Origin of the sequence: Acidovorax bellezanensis, from assembly GCF_025421555.1 — a bacterium.
GTDB lineage: Bacteria > Pseudomonadota > Gammaproteobacteria > Burkholderiales > Burkholderiaceae_C > Comamonas > Comamonas bellezanensis.
In genome coordinates this window covers 411,015-425,994 of the sequence record NZ_JAODYH010000001.1, presented here as the reverse complement: position 1 = coordinate 425,994, position 14,980 = coordinate 411,015, and the positions used below count along the sequence as shown (strand labels likewise).

General features: G+C 65.0%; 17 protein-coding genes. 14 read left to right on the top strand and 3 right to left on the bottom strand.

Annotated features, from left to right (window positions below):
- Positions 1 to 30: 30 nt before the first annotated feature.
- From N0K08_RS01910 to N0K08_RS01885, 6 genes are read left to right on the top strand one after another with little or no spacing between them, the layout of a single operon-like run.
- The gene (locus N0K08_RS01910) at positions 31 to 1,365 is read left to right on the top strand and encodes a homoserine dehydrogenase (RefSeq protein WP_261498297.1); all 1,335 of its coding nucleotides are present in this window, start codon (positions 31 to 33) and stop codon (positions 1,363 to 1,365) included.
- Positions 1,366 to 1,377: 12 nt separating this feature from the next.
- The gene (gene thrC, locus N0K08_RS01905) at positions 1,378 to 2,802 is read left to right on the top strand and encodes a threonine synthase (RefSeq protein WP_261498296.1); all 1,425 of its coding nucleotides are present in this window, start codon (positions 1,378 to 1,380) and stop codon (positions 2,800 to 2,802) included.
- 38 nt (positions 2,803 to 2,840) lie between these two features.
- Positions 2,841 to 3,386: a molybdopterin-guanine dinucleotide biosynthesis protein B gene (gene mobB, locus N0K08_RS01900; protein WP_261498295.1), complete on the top strand. Its 546-nt coding sequence runs from the start codon at positions 2,841 to 2,843 to the stop codon at positions 3,384 to 3,386.
- A gap of 1 nt (position 3,387) precedes the next feature.
- Positions 3,388 to 4,608 carry a molybdopterin molybdotransferase MoeA gene (locus N0K08_RS01895; protein WP_261498294.1) on the top strand — a complete coding sequence of 407 codons (1,221 nt, stop codon included), beginning with the start codon at positions 3,388 to 3,390 and terminating at the stop codon, positions 4,606 to 4,608.
- A complete protein-coding gene (locus N0K08_RS01890; protein WP_261498293.1) occupies positions 4,605 to 4,865 on the top strand; it encodes a MoaD/ThiS family protein in 261 nt (86 codons plus the stop codon). The genes N0K08_RS01895 and N0K08_RS01890 overlap by 4 nt, the downstream gene beginning before the upstream one ends.
- 2 nt (positions 4,866 to 4,867) lie before the next feature.
- Positions 4,868 to 5,188, top strand: coding sequence for a recombinase family protein (locus N0K08_RS01885; RefSeq protein WP_261498292.1), 321 nt, complete (start codon positions 4,868 to 4,870; stop codon positions 5,186 to 5,188).
- Positions 5,189 to 5,190: 2 nt separating this feature from the next.
- On the opposite strand, the gene N0K08_RS01880 is transcribed toward N0K08_RS01885, so the two are convergent.
- Together N0K08_RS01880 and N0K08_RS01875 are read right to left on the bottom strand one after the other, a co-directional pair.
- Positions 5,191 to 5,529, bottom strand: a complete 339-nt coding sequence (locus N0K08_RS01880) for a hypothetical protein (RefSeq protein ID WP_261498291.1) — start codon at positions 5,527 to 5,529, stop codon at positions 5,191 to 5,193.
- A 4-nt stretch (positions 5,530 to 5,533) separates the two neighbouring features.
- Positions 5,534 to 5,788, bottom strand: a complete 255-nt coding sequence (locus N0K08_RS01875; RefSeq protein WP_261498290.1) for a hypothetical protein — start codon at positions 5,786 to 5,788, stop codon at positions 5,534 to 5,536.
- A gap of 70 nt (positions 5,789 to 5,858) precedes the next feature.
- Here N0K08_RS01875 and N0K08_RS01870 point away from each other — a divergent pair, with 70 nt between their 5' ends.
- The 7 genes from N0K08_RS01870 to N0K08_RS01840 all read left to right on the top strand — a co-directional run bounded on the left by N0K08_RS01870 (position 5,859) and on the right by N0K08_RS01840 (position 13,272).
- Positions 5,859 to 6,089: a hypothetical protein gene (locus N0K08_RS01870; protein WP_261498289.1), complete on the top strand. Its 231-nt coding sequence runs from the start codon at positions 5,859 to 5,861 to the stop codon at positions 6,087 to 6,089.
- A 5-nt stretch (positions 6,090 to 6,094) separates the two neighbouring features.
- Positions 6,095 to 6,556 carry a molybdenum cofactor biosynthesis protein MoaE gene (locus N0K08_RS01865; RefSeq protein ID WP_261498288.1) on the top strand — a complete coding sequence of 154 codons (462 nt, stop codon included), beginning with the start codon at positions 6,095 to 6,097 and terminating at the stop codon, positions 6,554 to 6,556.
- Positions 6,557 to 6,670: 114 nt separating this feature from the next.
- A complete protein-coding gene (clpB, locus tag N0K08_RS01860; RefSeq protein ID WP_261498287.1) occupies positions 6,671 to 9,277 on the top strand; it encodes an ATP-dependent chaperone ClpB in 2,607 nt (868 codons plus the stop codon).
- Positions 9,278 to 9,306: 29 nt separating this feature from the next.
- Complete coding sequence (locus N0K08_RS01855; RefSeq protein WP_261498286.1) at positions 9,307 to 9,684, top strand: hypothetical protein; 378 nt, start codon at positions 9,307 to 9,309, stop codon at positions 9,682 to 9,684.
- A 151-nt stretch (positions 9,685 to 9,835) separates the two neighbouring features.
- Entirely contained in the window at positions 9,836 to 11,275 is a 1,440-nt protein-coding gene (locus tag N0K08_RS01850) for a coniferyl aldehyde dehydrogenase (RefSeq protein WP_261498285.1), read from the top strand.
- Between the two features lie 276 nt (positions 11,276 to 11,551).
- On the top strand, positions 11,552 to 12,073 hold the full coding sequence (locus N0K08_RS01845; protein WP_261498284.1) for a GNAT family N-acetyltransferase: 522 nt from the start codon (positions 11,552 to 11,554) through the stop codon (positions 12,071 to 12,073).
- Between the two features lie 8 nt (positions 12,074 to 12,081).
- Entirely contained in the window at positions 12,082 to 13,272 is a 1,191-nt protein-coding gene (locus N0K08_RS01840) for a class I SAM-dependent methyltransferase (protein WP_261498283.1), read from the top strand.
- Between the two features lie 68 nt (positions 13,273 to 13,340).
- Here N0K08_RS01840 and N0K08_RS01835 read toward each other — a convergent pair whose 3' ends face one another.
- Positions 13,341 to 13,829, bottom strand: a complete 489-nt coding sequence (locus tag N0K08_RS01835) for a hypothetical protein (protein WP_261498282.1) — start codon at positions 13,827 to 13,829, stop codon at positions 13,341 to 13,343.
- A gap of 140 nt (positions 13,830 to 13,969) precedes the next feature.
- On the opposite strand from N0K08_RS01835, the gene N0K08_RS01830 reads away from it, so the two are divergent.
- On the top strand, positions 13,970 to 14,950 hold the full coding sequence (locus N0K08_RS01830) for a tRNA dihydrouridine synthase (RefSeq protein ID WP_261498281.1): 981 nt from the start codon (positions 13,970 to 13,972) through the stop codon (positions 14,948 to 14,950).
- Positions 14,951 to 14,980: the final 30 nt, after the last annotated feature.

Genomic DNA, 14,980 nt, shown 5'->3' with positions numbered 1-14,980 from the left:
TTGCAGCGCTTTTTGACTGGCAATTTGCATATGAAACCGATCCAAGTAGGCCTTCTGGGCATTGGCACCGTGGGCAGCGGCACGTTCAACGTGCTGCAGCGCAATCAAGGCGAAATTCGCCGCCGCGCAGGTCGCGGGATTGAAATTACCATGGTCGCCGACTTGGACACGGAGCGTGCCAGGAGCGTGGTGGGCGACAGCGTGCGAGTGGTGGCCGATGCGCGCGAAGTCATCGCCAACCCCGACATCGACGTGGTGGTCGAGCTCATCGGCGGCTACGGCATCGCCAAGGCGCTGGTGCTCGAAGCCATCGCCGCGGGCAAGCATGTGGTGACGGCCAACAAGGCCTTGCTGGCCGTGCACGGCACGGAAATCTTCCAGGCCGCGGCCGACAAGGGCGTGATCGTCTCCTACGAGGCCGCCGTGGCCGGTGGCATTCCCATCATCAAGGCGCTGCGCGAAGGCCTGACGGCCAACTCCATCCAGTGGCTGGCGGGCATCATCAACGGCACGACCAACTTCATCCTGTCCGAAATGCGCGACAAGGGCCTGGACTTCGACGTGGTGCTCAAGGAAGCCCAGCGCCTGGGCTATGCCGAAGCCGACCCGACGTTCGACATCGAAGGCGTGGACGCAGCCCACAAGGTCACGCTGATGAGCGCGATCGCTTTCGGCATTCCCGTGCAGTTCGAGAAGGCCTACATCGAAGGCATCACCGGTCTGGCCGCGGCCGACATCCGCTACGCCGAGCAGTTGGGCTACCGCATCAAGCTGCTGGGCATCACCAAGCGCACCGACAAGGGCGTGGAACTGCGCGTTCACCCTTCGCTGGTGCCGTCCAAGCGCCTGATCGCCAATGTGGAAGGCGCGATGAACGCCGTGGTGGTGCATGGTGACGCCGTGGGCACGACGCTGTACTACGGCAAGGGCGCGGGCTCCGAGCCCACGGCCAGCGCCGTGATCGCCGATCTGGTCGATATCGCCCGTCTGGCCGATGCCGATGCGGCCCACCGCGTGCCGCCGCTGGCTTTCCAGTCGCACACGCTCGAAGGCGCGATGAGCAGCTTGCCCGTGCTGCCGATGAGCGAAGTCGTGACCAGCTACTACCTGCGCATGCATGTGGCCGACGAAGCCGGCGTACTGGCCAAGGTCACGGGCATTCTCGCGAATGCAGGCATCAGCATCGACGCCGTGATCCAGCGCGAAGCCGATGAAGTCGGCGGCGAAGGCTCGACCCAGACCGATCTGATCATCCTCACGCACGACACGCGCGAAGGCGACATGGACGCAGCCCTGGTGCAGATCCAGGCCCTGCCCACGGTGCTCGCTCCCATCAACCGCATCCGCAAGGAAGAGCTGAACTAAAGGCCTACGTCCATGCTGTACCTCTCTACCCGCGGCCACCCCGAGCGCAAGCGCTTTTGCGACATCCTGCTCGCCGGCCTGGCCCCCGATGGCGGCCTGTATCTGCCGCAAAGCTACCCGCAGATTGATGCTGCGCAACTGAGCGAACTGCGCCGTGTCTACCATGAGCAGGGCTATGCCGAACTCGCGTTCCGCATCCTGTCGCTGTACATCGACGACATCCCGGCCGATGACTTGCGCGCGCTGTGCGCCAAGACCTATACGGCCGAAGTCTTCGGCACGGGCGAAATCGTTCCCCTGCGCCACATCGAAGACGGCCTGTGGCTCGAAGCCCTGTCCAATGGCCCGACGCTGGCCTTCAAGGACATGGCCATGCAGCTGCTGGGCAACCTGTTCGAGTACGAACTGGGCCGGCGCGGCGAAACGCTCAACATCCTGGGCGCGACCAGCGGCGACACCGGCAGCGCGGCCGAATACGCCATGCGCGGCAAGAAGGGCGTGCGCGTCTTCATGACCAGCCCGCACGGCCGCATGAGCCCGTTCCAGCAGGCGCAGATGTTCAGCCTGCAGGACGAGAACATCCACAACATCGCCGTCGACGGCGTGTTCGACGACTGCCAGGACATGGTCAAGGCGGTCTCCAACGACCACGCCTTCAAGGCCCGCTACAAGATCGGCACCGTGAACTCCATCAACTGGGCGCGTCTGCTGGCCCAGGTGGTGTACTACTTCGCGGGCTACCTGCAGGCCACGCAGAGCAACGACCAGAAGGTCAGCTTTGCCGTGCCCAGCGGCAACTTCGGCAACGTCTGCGCGGGCCATGTGGCGCGCCAGATGGGCCTGCCGATTGAAAAGCTCGTGGTCGCGACCAACGAGAACGACGTGCTCGACGAGTTCTTCCGCACCGGCATCTACCGCGTGCGCGAAAGCGCCCATACCTACGAGACCTCGAGCCCGTCGATGGACATCAGCAAGGCCAGCAATTTCGAGCGCTTTGTGTTCGATCTGCTGGGCCGTGACGCCGAGCGCACGCGCCAGCTGTTTGTCGATGGCGTGGCCCGCGACGGCTTCTTCGACCTCAGCGGCGACCCGCTGTTCGCCGATGCGGCCGCCCGCTACGGCTTCGTCAGCGGCAAGAGCACACATGCCGACCGTCTGGCCACGATCCGTGACGTGTTCCAGCGCTTCGGCATGGTGATCGACACGCACACGGCCGATGGCGTCAAGGTGGCGCGCGAGCACAAGGGGCCCGAGCCCATGGTCGTGCTGGAAACCGCCTTGCCGATCAAGTTCGCCGAAACCATTGAAGAAGCCCTGGGGCGCCTGCCCGATCGTCCGGCGAAGTTCGTCGGCATCGAAGACCTGCCCAAGCGCGTGCACCGCATGCCTGCCGATGTGGACCAGATCAAGGCCTACATCGCCGAGAACTGCGACTGAGTGCGGCCTGTGATGTGCGAGCCCAGGCGAGGCCGGCCATGAAAGTGGTCGGCTTTGCCGGTTACTCCGGCGCGGGCAAGACCACGCTGGTCGAGCAGGTCATTGCCCTGCTGCGCCAGCGCGGTCTGCGCGTGTCGGTGGTCAAGCATGCCCACCACCATTTCGACATCGACCAGCCGGGCAAGGACAGCTGGCGCCACCGCCAGGCCGGTGCTTTCGAAGTGCTGGTGGTCTCGGACCAGCGCCTGGCGCTGATGCGCGAGTTCGAGCAGCCTGGCGAGATCGACATCCACGCCATGCTGGCCGAGCTTGACGCCGGTGTGGACTGGGTGCTGGTCGAAGGCTTCAAGCATGGCGATCTGCCCAAAATGGAAGTCTGGCGCGCGCCCGCGCCCGGCGAGCGCGACAGGCCTTTGCTGTGCATGCAGGACAGTGGGGTGCTGGCCCTGATCACCGACGATGCGCGCCAACTGCCGCCCTTGGCGCAGCCGCTGGCGCTGCTGGACCTGAACCAGCCACAGACGGTGGTCGACTGGCTGCTGGCCCAGGGCGAGCGTCTGGAATACCGTTTTACGAAAGAATGAGATGCGCGATTCACTGACTTCACTCGACTCGGCCCTGGCGGCGGTGCTGGCCCAGGCCCGTACCTTATCCGGCAGCGAGCGCGTGAGTACCTTCGACGCCGACGGCCGCGTGCTGCTGGCGCAGGCGGTGTCGCCCCTGCAGGTGCCGCCGCACGACAACAGCGCCATGGACGGCTATGCCGTGCGCAGCAGCGATGTGGCCGCGCCGGGCACAGTGCTGCCGGTATCGCAGCGCATTGCCGCGGGCCAGATGGGCGAGGCGCTGGCACCGGCGACGGTGGCGCGCATCTTCACCGGCGCGCCCCTGCCCGCGGGTGCCGATGCCGTGGTCATGCAGGAAGACTGTGAAGCGCAGGCCGATGGCAGCGTGCGCATCAACGCGCTGCCCGCAGCCGGCCAATGGGTGCGCCGCGCGGGCGCTGACATTGCCTTGAACGCCGTGGTGCTCGAAGCCGGCACGCGGCTCACGCCGGCCGAGCTGGGCCTGGCGGCCAGCATTGGCCTGGCCCAGCTCGAAGTCGCGCGCCGCCCGCGCGTGGCCTTGTTTTCCACCGGCGACGAGCTGGTCATGCCGGGCAGCGTGCGCCCCGAGGACATGCCGCCGGGCGCCATCTACAACAGCAACCGGTTCTTTCTGCGCGCCATGCTGCAGCGCCTGGGCTGCGAAGTCACCGATCTGGGCATCGTGCCCGACCAGCGCGAGGCGACGGTCAACGCGCTGCGCGATGCGGCCAGCGCCCACGATTTGATTCTCACCAGCGGCGGCGTGTCGGTGGGCGAGGAAGACCACATCAAGCCCGCGGTGGAACAGTTGGGACAGCTGGATTTGTGGAAAATTGCCATGAAGCCGGGCAAGCCGTTTGCCTATGGCCGCCTGGGCGAGACCCATTTCATGGGCCTGCCGGGCAATCCGGTGTCGAGCTTCGTGACTTTCATGCTGCTGGTGCGGCCTTTCCTGCTGCGCCTGCAGGGCGTGGCCGATGTCGCGCCACGCGTGGTCGCTGCCACGGCGGCCTTCGACTGGCCGCGCGGCGACCGCCGACGTGAGTTCCTGCGCGTGCGCTACAACGAAGACGGCCAGTTGGAGCTGTTTCGCAACCAGACTTCGAACCTGCTGACTTCGGCGGCCTGGGGCGACGGCCTGGTCGACAACCCGCCCGAGCAGACCATTGCGCGCGGCGATACGGTGCGCTTTCTGTCGTTTGCGGAGTTGCTGTCATGAGCCCCATCACTGTTACCGTGCGCTATTTCGCCTCGATCCGCGAAGCGCTGGACACGGGATACGAAAATTGTGCGACGACGGCGCCCACGCTGGGCGCGCTGCGCGATGAGTTGATCGCGCGCGGCGGCGCGCATGCCCAGGCGCTGGCCCGCGGCAAGGCCGTGCGCATGGCCCACAACCAGGTGCTCAGCGATGAGAGCGCGCCGCTGGCGGCGGGCGACGAAGTCGCGTTCTTTCCCCCCGTGACTGGAGGCTGAACATGGTCGAGGAATCCGCTGCTCCGCAGACCGTCAGCGAGCGCACGCGCGCCGCGTTGGCCCAGGCCAAGGCCCGCGGCGTGGTGCTGGGCAGCGCCGGCACGCGCAATCTTCAGGCCACGCTGGAAAAGCGCACGCAGACGGCCGATGCTTTTGCGCGGCTGCAGCAGCCGGTGTTCGCCGAATTTCAGGCCCAGGGCCTGACCCACCGCGAGATGGCCGCCGAATTGAATCGCCGCGGCATTGCGGCCGCGCGCGGCGGCGAATGGACCCATGGCCAAGTCCAGCGAATGCTGAATCGTCTGGCCGCAGACCAGGGCTGAACTCAGACCTGCGGGGGGGCAGCGTCCCCGGGCTCCGGCAGCTGCGGGCAGCGCCAGTCCAGCAGCTCGGCCAGGCGTTGCACCACCCAGCCGGCTTCGGCGGCGCTCAGCAGCGCTTCGTCGGCGCGCAGGGCAGCGTGCATGCCCAGCAGCACGCCGGCTTCGGAAGGGGCTTCGCGGTGGTACAGAATTTGTGCCTGCTCGACCAGATGGCTGGCCAGGTCTTCGCAGAATTCGTAGCGCGCCAGTACTTCGGCCAGGGGCGTGCGTACGCGGCCGCTGCGGTCGGCGTAGAGCGCGGCGAAGCTGGGTGCCACGGTCAATTGGTTGCCTTCGGACATGGGTTCAATCCGGCGTGAAGTTCTTTTCGAAGTGGATGGCGTCGTCGACCTGTTCGAAGGTCGCGAGCTGCCCCATTTTCATGTCCTTGATGCGGCAGGCCGCGAACAGGCTGTACTTGCCTTTGAAGCCGAAACTGGGCAGATCGATCAGCGCGTAAGGGTGGGGCACGAAGACTTCGTACTCGAACACCACGCGGTGTTCGTTGCGCGGCGACGGGAAAAGCTTGTAGTGGCTGGTGGTGATTGCGAGAGAGGCCATGGTCTGAAGGTTACAGTGCGAGTCAATGCTAACGAAAATGGCATTGCCGATTTGACTATGAGAGGGCGCCATGGCGCACAACAAGAATGAATGGGCCAACAAAGTGTTTGGCCTGATCCGCGCTGGCAATGCCAGCGCAGCAACAGCGCAGATCAAGGTGGCTCCCACCGTGGGAGATCTCCAGCGTCTGCAGGCTCTGGTGGTCGGTTTGCCGAACACCAAGGAGAACCGCCAGCTGGCCACGGTGGTGGACGAGGAACTGGCGCTATTGTCGGCCCCGCGGCTGCACCGTGCGCCATGAAGGGTATGACCACCGTGCATATTGCGGTTCAGCCGCAGGATTTTGACGCCAGCGCTGAACTCGCCGCTCTGCGCGCTGCCGACCCACGCGTGGGCGCGGTGTGCTGCTTTGTCGGCTGCGTGCGCGACCGCAACGAGGGCGACGCCGTGGCTTCCATGGAGCTGGAGCATTACCCCGGCATGACCGAGCCATCGATCGCGGCCATTGTCGAGCAGGCCATTGCGCGCTTTGGCATCTATGGCGCCAGGGTCATCCACCGTGTGGGGCTGCTGCAGCCTCTGGACCAGATCGTGCTGGTGGCCGTGAGCGCGGCCCACCGCGGCGCGTCCTTCCAGGCCTGCGAGTTCATCATGGATTATCTGAAAACCCAGGCGCCTTTCTGGAAGAAAGAGCAAACGCCGCAAGGCGCGCGCTGGGTGGATGCGCGCAGCAGCGACGACGCGGCGCTGGAGCGCTGGAAAGTCTGACGCCAGGGGAATAAGCCTGCGTCGGGCCTTTGTCTGGCAGCGCGAGGGGGGTGAACTGACTTGAAATAGGATGGATGCTCCCCACCTGTAAAGCAATTCGGAGGAACCCAACCCATGCGTATTGACAAACTGACGACGAAATTCCAGGAAGCCTTGTCCGAAGCCCAGACGCTGGCTCTGGGCAGCGACCATTCCAATATCGACCCCCTGCACTTGCTGCTGGCCCTTTTGCGCCAGGACGACGGACCGCGCTCGCTGCTGCAACGCGCCGGCGCGAACGTCACGGCTTTGCAGACGGCGACCGAAAAAGCCGTGCAAGACCTGCCCAAGGTCCAGGTGCAAGACCAGATCCAGGTCGGGTCCGACCTGGCTCGCCTGCTGCAGGCCACGGAAAAGGAAGCCCTCAAGCGGGGCGACCAGTTCATTGCCAGCGAACTCTTCCTGCTGGCGCTCACCGACAGCACGACCCGTGCCGGACAGCTGCTCAAAGACAACGGCGTCTCGCGCAAGAGCCTGGAATCGGCCATTGAAGCCGTGCGCGGCGGCAACAGCGTGGACAGCGCCGAGGCCGAAGGCCAGCGTGAAGCGCTGAAGAAATACACCCTGGACCTCACGGAGCGCGCGCGCAGCGGCAAGCTCGATCCGGTGATCGGCCGCGACGACGAAATCCGCCGCGCCATCCAGGTGCTGCAGCGGCGCACCAAGAACAACCCTGTGCTCATCGGCGAGCCCGGCGTGGGCAAGACGGCCATTGTCGAAGGCCTGGCGCAGCGCATTCTGGCCGGCGAAGTGCCTGAAAGCCTGAAGAACAAGCGCGTGCTGTCGCTGGACATGGCCGGCCTGCTCGCGGGCGCGAAGTACCGTGGCGATTTCGAGGAACGCCTCAAGGCCGTGCTCAAGGAAGTCAGCCAGGAGGAAGGCCGCATCATCTTGTTCATCGACGAGATCCACACCATGGTCGGGGCCGGCAAGGCCGACGGCGCCATGGACGCGGGCAATATGCTCAAGCCAGCGCTGGCGCGCGGCGAGCTGCATTGCATAGGCGCGACCACGCTCGATGAATACCGCAAGTACATTGAAAAAGACGCGGCCCTGGAGCGGCGCTTCCAGAAAGTGCTGGTCAACGAGCCCAGCGTGGAAGACACCATCGCCATTCTGCGCGGTTTGCAGGTCAAGTACGAAGCCCACCATGGCGTGGACATCACCGACCCGGCCATCGTCGCCGCGGCCGAGCTGAGCCATCGCTACATCACGGACCGCTTCCTGCCCGACAAGGCGATCGACCTGATCGACGAGGCCGCGGCCAAGATCAAGATCGAAATCGACTCCAAACCCGAAGTGCTGGACAAGCTCGACCGCCGCATGATTCAGCTCAAGATCGAGCGCGAAGCCATGAAGAAGGAAAAGGACGAGGCTTCGCAAAAGCGCCTGTCCCTGATCGAGGAAGAGCTCGAGAAGCAGGAGCGCGAGTACGCTGATCTGGAGGACATCTGGAAAAGCGAAAAAGCCAGCGCCCAGGGTTCGGAGCAGATCCGCAAGGATGTCGACCAGATCCGCATGCAGATCGAGGAGTTCAAGCGCCAGGGCGATTTCAACAAGGTGGCCGAGCTGCAATACGGCAAGCTGCCCGCGCTGGAAAAGCAACTCAAGGAAGTGCAGGCCAATGAAGCTGGCGGTGCCGGCGGCGTGCCTGTGCACCGGCTGCTGCGCACCCAGGTGGGTGCCGAGGAAATCGCCGAAGTGGTCAGCCGTGCCACGGGTATTCCCGTGGCCAAGATGATGCAGGGCGAGAAAGACAAGCTGCTGAAGATGGAAGACAAGCTGCACGAGCGCGTGGTCGGCCAGGAAGAGGCGATCGCGGCGGTGGCCAATGCCATCCGGCGCTCGCGTTCGGGCCTGTCCGATCCCAATCGTCCTACTGGCTCCTTCCTGTTCCTGGGCCCTACGGGCGTGGGCAAGACCGAGCTGTGCAAGGCACTGGCGGGCTTCCTGTTCGACAGCGAAGACCATATGGTGCGCATCGACATGAGCGAGTTCATGGAGAAGCACTCGGTGGCGCGGCTGATCGGTGCACCCCCAGGCTATGTGGGCTATGAGGAGGGCGGCTACCTGACGGAAGCCGTGCGCCGCAAGCCCTACAGCGTGCTGCTGCTCGACGAGGTGGAAAAAGCCCATCCCGACGTGTTCAATGTGCTGCTGCAAGTGCTCGACGATGGTCGCCTCACGGACGGCCAGGGTCGCACGGTGGACTTCAAGAACACCGTCATCGTCATGACCAGCAACATCGGCTCGCACCTGATCCAGGCCATGGTGGGTGAAGACTCGGCGGACATCAAGGAAGCGGTGTGGGGGGAACTTAAAACCCATTTCCGACCCGAATTCCTGAACCGCATCGACGAAACCGTGGTGTTCCATGCGCTGGATGCGAAAAACATCGCATCGATTGCACGGATCCAGCTCAAGCTGCTCGAGCAGCGGCTGGCGAAGATGGACCTTGCGCTGGAGATTTCCAGCCAGGCTGTGGACGAGCTGGCCAAGGTCGGCTTCGATCCGGTGTTCGGTGCACGTCCGCTCAAGAGGGCGATCCAGCAACGCATCGAGAACCCCTTGTCGCGCTTGCTGCTGGAAGGGCGCTTCCCGCCCAAGAGCACGATTGCGGTGACGGTGGATCCGGTGCTGGAGCCGGGCGTGTTTCAATTTACGTTGGTTGACCAGGGGTAAAGCCCCTGGCCAGCGAGAAAGGCCAAGCTTTGAATGATTTTGTGACTCTGGTGGTTCGCTGGTCGGTACGCATTTTTCTGCTGATCGCCGCGACCGTGTTCTTTCTGAGTCTGCTGGCCGCCGCCAGCGTGCTGGCCTTGGCTTGGGGCGTGCGCTCCCTGTGGGCCAGGCTCACCGGTCGCCCGGTGACGCCCTGGACCATGGGCGTGAGCCCCGCGGCGGCCTGGAGCTCGGTCTACCGTTCTCGCACCGTCTGGACGGCGCCCGGCGGGCCAGCCCCTGGCGGGTCCGCTGCCGCAACGGAGACTGAGGCCGGCGCTGCTGGCTTCAGCCGCCGCGGCGGCATTTTGCGTGGCAGCGACGACGTAGTCGATGTTCAGCCACGCGAGGTTAGGGACACCCCCTGAGACGCTTACGCCGGATGGCCGGCCCCGTCTTCCCCCAAGGGGACGGCAGCCTCGCTGCGGGGCCTGCCCCTTTGTTGGGACGCGCCAGTTGCATCGGCTGTGAGTCGTGCATGTGCCCGATTGTCTTTGGTTCCTGTTTTTATGAGTACGCATGATTCCTGCCGACCTCCATCGCCTGTTTGAAGCCCAACACCAGGCCAGCCGCATCCATGTGGAAGTGCCGCTGCTGGTGCGCCGCGAGCGCTTGTTGCGCATGCGCAAGATGCTCGACGAACATGGGACGGTGCTGGCGGCGGCGGTGCAGGCTGATTTCGGCATGCGCTCGCCGCGTCTGACCGAGGTGGCCGACTTCTTCGTGCTGCGCAATCTGCTCAACCAGTGCCTGCGCAAGCTGGCGCGCTGGATGAAGCCGCAGAGAGTGCGCACGCCTTTGTACCTGCTGCCCGCGCGGGCGCGCATCGAGCGCCAGCCGCTGGGCGTGGTGGGCGTGATTTCCCCCTGGAACTATCCAGTGCAGCTGGCCCTGGCGCCGGCCATCACGGCGCTGGCCGCGGGCAACCGCGTGATGCTCAAGCCCAGCGAACTCACGCCCCATACCTCGGCCCAGCTGGCGGCGCTGGTGGCGCAGTTTTTCGCGCCCGACGAGTTCTGCGTGGTGCAGGGCGATGTCAATGTGGCGACCCAGTTCTCGGGCCTGCCGTTCGATCACCTGGTGTTCACCGGCTCCACGGCCGTGGGCCGGCGCGTGGCCCAGGCCGCCGCGGCGCACCTCACGCCGACGACGCTGGAGCTGGGCGGCAAGTCCCCTTGCCTCATCGCCCAGGACTGCGACATGGCCGATGCCGCGCTCAAGATTGCCCACGGCAAGCTGCTCAATGCGGGGCAGACCTGCATCGCGCCCGACTATGTGCTGCTGCCGCGTGGGCGCGAGCAGGCGTTTGCCCAGGCCTACCGCGCGGCCGTGGCCCGGCTGTATCCGACCATCGTCGGCAATCCCGATTACGCGTCCATCCTGACCAAGCGCCATCTGGCGCGGCTGCGGCAAATGCTGCGCCAGGCCCAGTCATTGGGCGCGCATGTCGAAGTCATGGGGCCGGCTTCGTCGCAGCCCGGCGAAGCCGCGGCCAGCCTGTGGAGCGATGCGGCCGAGCGGCAGATGCCGCCCGCGCTGGTGTTTGGCGCGACTTCGGAAATGCAGTTGATGCAGGAGGAAATCTTCGGTCCCATCCTGCCAGTGATCACTTACGAACGCCTGGACGACGTGGTCGCGGCCCTCAATGCCGGTCCCCGGCCCTTGGCCTTGTACTGGTTCGGCAGCGATGAAAATGTCCGGGACGGTATACTGCGGCGAACTGTCAGCGGTGGGGTGTCGGTGAACGACACCCTGATGCATATTGCGCACGACAACCTGCCGTTTGGCGGGGTCGGCGACAGCGGCTGGGGGGCGTACCACGGAGAGCAAGGCTTTTTGCGGTTCAGCCACCAGAAGTCGGTGTTGCTGCAGTCGCGCTGGTCCATGGGGGCGTTGTTCTATCCGCCTTATGGACCTCGGCTTGACCGGGTGATGGGGCTGCTCCGGCGCTGGTTATAAGCGCCTGCACAGCCTGCTTCACCCGCAGGAGTTCAGGCCAGATTCATGGCATTTTTGTCACCATCCATCAAACGTTGAGCGCGTTGGGCCACGGCTGGCGCCTTTGTGTTCCTGCCTATTTTTCATAGGCGTTATCACATTGGCTTTGGCAGGGCAAGGCGACCCATACAGCCGTACTTGCATGAATGGCTACAGATTCATGCAGGTTGGTAAAAAAACGTTTGCGGCGACAATTCCGCTTTTCCCATTTTCACCTGTTTTCGTTTCGGTATTTCCATGTCCAGTTTCCAGGTTCGTCCCGCCACGCTTCGCGATGCCAAGGCCATTGCACAGATCCATACCGCTTCAGCCACGGAGGCATACCGAGGGCTGGTTCCCGACGATCAACTGAAATCCATGTCGTCGGTAGAAAAGCGCCAGGCGTACTGGCGCGAAGCCATTGAATATTGTGAGCCCCAGGTCCAGGTCGCCATCGATGGCGACAAGATCGTGGGCTTTGTCGGCTTCGATCGCTCGCGCGATGAAAAGTCCCGTCCTACCACCGGTGAGATCTGGGCCATTTACGCGGCCCCCTCGCATTGGGGCCAAGGCGTGGGAGTGACCCTCTGGGACGCTGCCCGCGATGGCCTGGCCGAAGAAGGCTGCACCAATGTCACCGCCTGGGTGCCTTTGCGCAATGAACGCGCACTGCGCTTTCATGAGATGGCCGGTTTCAAGCGCGAAATGTCGACAGCCAAAACCGCCCTCATCGGCGGTATCAAAATTGAAGAAGTGCGCCTCAAGCGCCCACTGAACTGAAAGCCCCGATGTTGCATTGGCGTGAAAAAAACAAAGAGCGCAGCGCTGTCTGGCGCTCTGAAAGTGGTCTGGCCGCACCCCGCAAGGTGGTGATCGCCGACGACACCCTGTCCGCCGATGCGGCCCACCGTCTGGCCTGCGAAGGAACTTCGCTGCTGTGGCGGGGCGATTTCCAGAATGCACGACTGCTGCTGCAGGCGCTGATGCGCCGGCAGGAGCGTGATCCGCGCAAGTCCTCGGCCAAGGCCCGGCACCAGAAGCGCCAGGCCGCGCAGAAGCAGGAAATCCTGCCTGAAGAGACTTTCCCGCATGCGTTCCACTTGCACCGCCAGGCGCAGGCGCAGCGCGCACGGGTGCTCTCTAGCATTCTGATCGAGCTCGATTCCGACTACGGCATTGGCCTGCGTCGTGCGCCCGATCTGCGTGTGGCTTGCGAAGAAGGCTGGGGTCCGGCTGACAAGGTCGGCCCGACGCTGGTGACCCCGCTGCGCGAGCTGCTGGGCCTGGTCGGTGCACACGAGTGGCGCAAGAAGGGCGTGGAAGTGGAAGCGCTGGGCATTGCGCCCAACAACCGCATCCACCCGCACTACGCGGTGTTTTCTCCCGTGCGCAGCGAGTATGTGGCTCTGGTCGCGCAAGCGCCTTTGCCCGTCAATGCACAGACGCTGGCGTTTGACATCGGCGTCGGCACCGGCGTGCTGTCGGCCGTCCTGTCGCGCCGCGGTGTCAAGCGCATCGTGGCCACCGACCTGTCGCCGCGCGCTCTGGCCTGTGCCCGTGAAAACCTCGAACGCCTGGGCTGCCTGAACAAGGTGGATCTGGTCGAGACCGATCTGTTCCCCGAAGGCCGCGCCCCCCTGGTGGTGTGCAACCCGCCTTGGGTTCCGGCCAAGCCCAGCTCGGCGCTGGAACACGCGATCTACGACGAAGGCAGCAGCATGTTGCGCGGCTTCCTGGCCGGCGCTGCGGCGCATTTGACGCCTGGCGGCGAAGCCTGGCTGATCCTGTCGGATCTGGCCGAGCACCTGTCCTTGCGCAGCCGCGAAGACCTGATGGGCTGGATTGACGCTGCCGGCCTCAAGGTGCTGCACCGTATGGATACCAAGGCCAACCATGGCAAGGTCGCCGACACGACGGATGCATTGCATGCCGCGCGCGCTGCCGAAGTCACTTCGCTGTGGCGCCTGGCCGCACGCTAAGACAAGGCCCGCAAGGGCTGGCCTGGACCGCATCAAGCCGGAGCTTTCCTTGAAAGCTTCGGCTTTTTTCATGGCTCGTAGGATTCGAGGCTCCAGTCGGGCACCAGATGGGCGAGCTGCTGGCTCAGCTGCAGGGCGCGGTCCGTGCCCGCGTGCTGGGCGATGGCGTGCAGCAGGGCGTCGCACACGCAGCGCAGCGCATGCTCATTGCGGGCCTCGCGCAAGGCCTGGCGGAAATGCTGGGCCGTGTCCTGCTGGCGGTTGGCGAACAGGCGCTCGACCAGGTCGAACAAGTACATGCGAGTGCCGGCCAGGGTCGGTGCCACAGCGGGCGGCGGTGCTGTCGTAGTGGGGGCGAGCGCAGGCTGCGTGGCTTCCAGGTAGCCCGATTCCAGCAGCTGCGCGACCAGCGCCGCGCCTTCGCCGTGGTACATCTGCTGCAGCTGGGCCAGCGGCGTGCCTTCGGCCAGCAACAGCAGCGAGCGCTGGCGCAGGTTCAGGCTGCGCGAGCCCGGGGCAAGCTCTTGATGGGCTTTGGACGTCTTGTACAGCAGCATGGGGTCCATCGATCCGTGAAGCACCGATTGAAACCCGGGCGGATTACAGCGCTGTGTCAGGAAATAGACCAGGCGCGACAATGCGGGCGGGATCCATTTTTTTGCGGAATGTTTATGACGAATCGGGTGAGGGCGGGGCGATGAGATTGATGCTGGCGCCCATGGAAGGCTTGCTGGATTTTGTGTTGCGCGATGTGCTGACCCGCGTCGGCGGGGCCGACCGCTGCGTGAGCGAGTTCATCCGCGTGTCGGGCACGTTGCTGCCCGACAAGGTGTACTTTCGCACCATGCCCGAGCTGCGCAATGGCAGCCGCACGCTGGCCGGCGTGCCGGTGCGCGCGCAGTTCCTGGGCTCGGATCCAGTCAGCCTGGCAGAGAATGCCGCCAGCCTGTCCCGGCTCGGCCCTGAAGGCATAGATCTGAACTTCGGCTGCCCGGCCAAGGTGGTCAATCGCCATGGCGGCGGCGCGGCCTTGCTGCAGGATCCCGCGCATATCGCGCGCGTGGTCGAGGCCGTGCGCCGCGCCGTGCCGGCGCATCTGCCGGTGTCCGCCAAGATGCGCCTGGGCTTCAACGACACCGGCCTGATGCGCGAATGCGCCCAGGCCATGGCCCAGGGCGGGGCCTGTGAAATCGTGGTCCATGCGCGTACCAAGCTCGACGGCTACCGGCCGCCGGCCTATTGGGAGCTGATCCCGCGCATCCGCGAAGCCGTGAACGTGCCGGTGATCGCCAACGGTGAAATCTGGACCGTGGAAGAGGCCTTGCGCTGCCGCGAGCAATCGGGCTGCGACGACTTGATGCTGGGCCGCGGCATCGTGGCCGATCCGGGGCTGGCGCTGGCCATACGCGCGGCCGTGGACGGCGACGCGGTGGCCCCGCCCCTGACCTGGCAAGCCCTGCTGCCGCAGATCGCGCGCTTCTGGCAAATGGTCTGCGAAGACCTGGAGCCGCGCCAGCGCGCGGGCCGCCTCAAGCAATGGCTCAACCTGCTGCGCCGGCGCTTTCCCGAAGCCGAAATCGCCTACCAGGAAGTGCGCGTGCAAACCGACCAGCAGGCGATCACGCTGTGGGTGGAGGATCTGCAAAATCGTGCCCCCACGCTTGCTCGCTTCGCGTAGCTGCGCTGCCCCTACGCGGGCCGCCCCCGA

Bases quoted from the DNA above. Each gene is read 5' to 3' on its own strand.
- N0K08_RS01910 (WP_261498297.1), top strand. From the start codon at position 31: ATGAAACCGATCCAAGTAGGCCTTCTGGGCATTGGCACCGTGGGCAGC.
- thrC (WP_261498296.1), top strand. From the start codon at position 1,378: ATGCTGTACCTCTCTACCCGCGGCCACCCCGAGCGCAAGCGCTTTTGC.
- mobB (WP_261498295.1), top strand. From the start codon at position 2,841: ATGAAAGTGGTCGGCTTTGCCGGTTACTCCGGCGCGGGCAAGACCACG.
- N0K08_RS01895 (WP_261498294.1), top strand. From the start codon at position 3,388: ATGCGCGATTCACTGACTTCACTCGACTCGGCCCTGGCGGCGGTGCTG.
- N0K08_RS01890 (WP_261498293.1), top strand. From the start codon at position 4,605: ATGAGCCCCATCACTGTTACCGTGCGCTATTTCGCCTCGATCCGCGAA.
- N0K08_RS01885 (WP_261498292.1), top strand. From the start codon at position 4,868: ATGGTCGAGGAATCCGCTGCTCCGCAGACCGTCAGCGAGCGCACGCGC.
- N0K08_RS01880 (WP_261498291.1), bottom strand. From the start codon at position 5,529: ATGTCCGAAGGCAACCAATTGACCGTGGCACCCAGCTTCGCCGCGCTC.
- N0K08_RS01875 (WP_261498290.1), bottom strand. From the start codon at position 5,788: ATGGCCTCTCTCGCAATCACCACCAGCCACTACAAGCTTTTCCCGTCG.
- N0K08_RS01870 (WP_261498289.1), top strand. From the start codon at position 5,859: ATGGCGCACAACAAGAATGAATGGGCCAACAAAGTGTTTGGCCTGATC.
- N0K08_RS01865 (WP_261498288.1), top strand. From the start codon at position 6,095: ATGACCACCGTGCATATTGCGGTTCAGCCGCAGGATTTTGACGCCAGC.
- clpB (WP_261498287.1), top strand. From the start codon at position 6,671: ATGCGTATTGACAAACTGACGACGAAATTCCAGGAAGCCTTGTCCGAA.
- N0K08_RS01850 (WP_261498285.1), top strand. From the start codon at position 9,836: ATGATTCCTGCCGACCTCCATCGCCTGTTTGAAGCCCAACACCAGGCC.
- N0K08_RS01845 (WP_261498284.1), top strand. From the start codon at position 11,552: ATGTCCAGTTTCCAGGTTCGTCCCGCCACGCTTCGCGATGCCAAGGCC.
- N0K08_RS01840 (WP_261498283.1), top strand. From the start codon at position 12,082: ATGTTGCATTGGCGTGAAAAAAACAAAGAGCGCAGCGCTGTCTGGCGC.
- N0K08_RS01835 (WP_261498282.1), bottom strand. From the start codon at position 13,829: ATGCTGCTGTACAAGACGTCCAAAGCCCATCAAGAGCTTGCCCCGGGC.
- N0K08_RS01830 (WP_261498281.1), top strand. From the start codon at position 13,970: ATGAGATTGATGCTGGCGCCCATGGAAGGCTTGCTGGATTTTGTGTTG.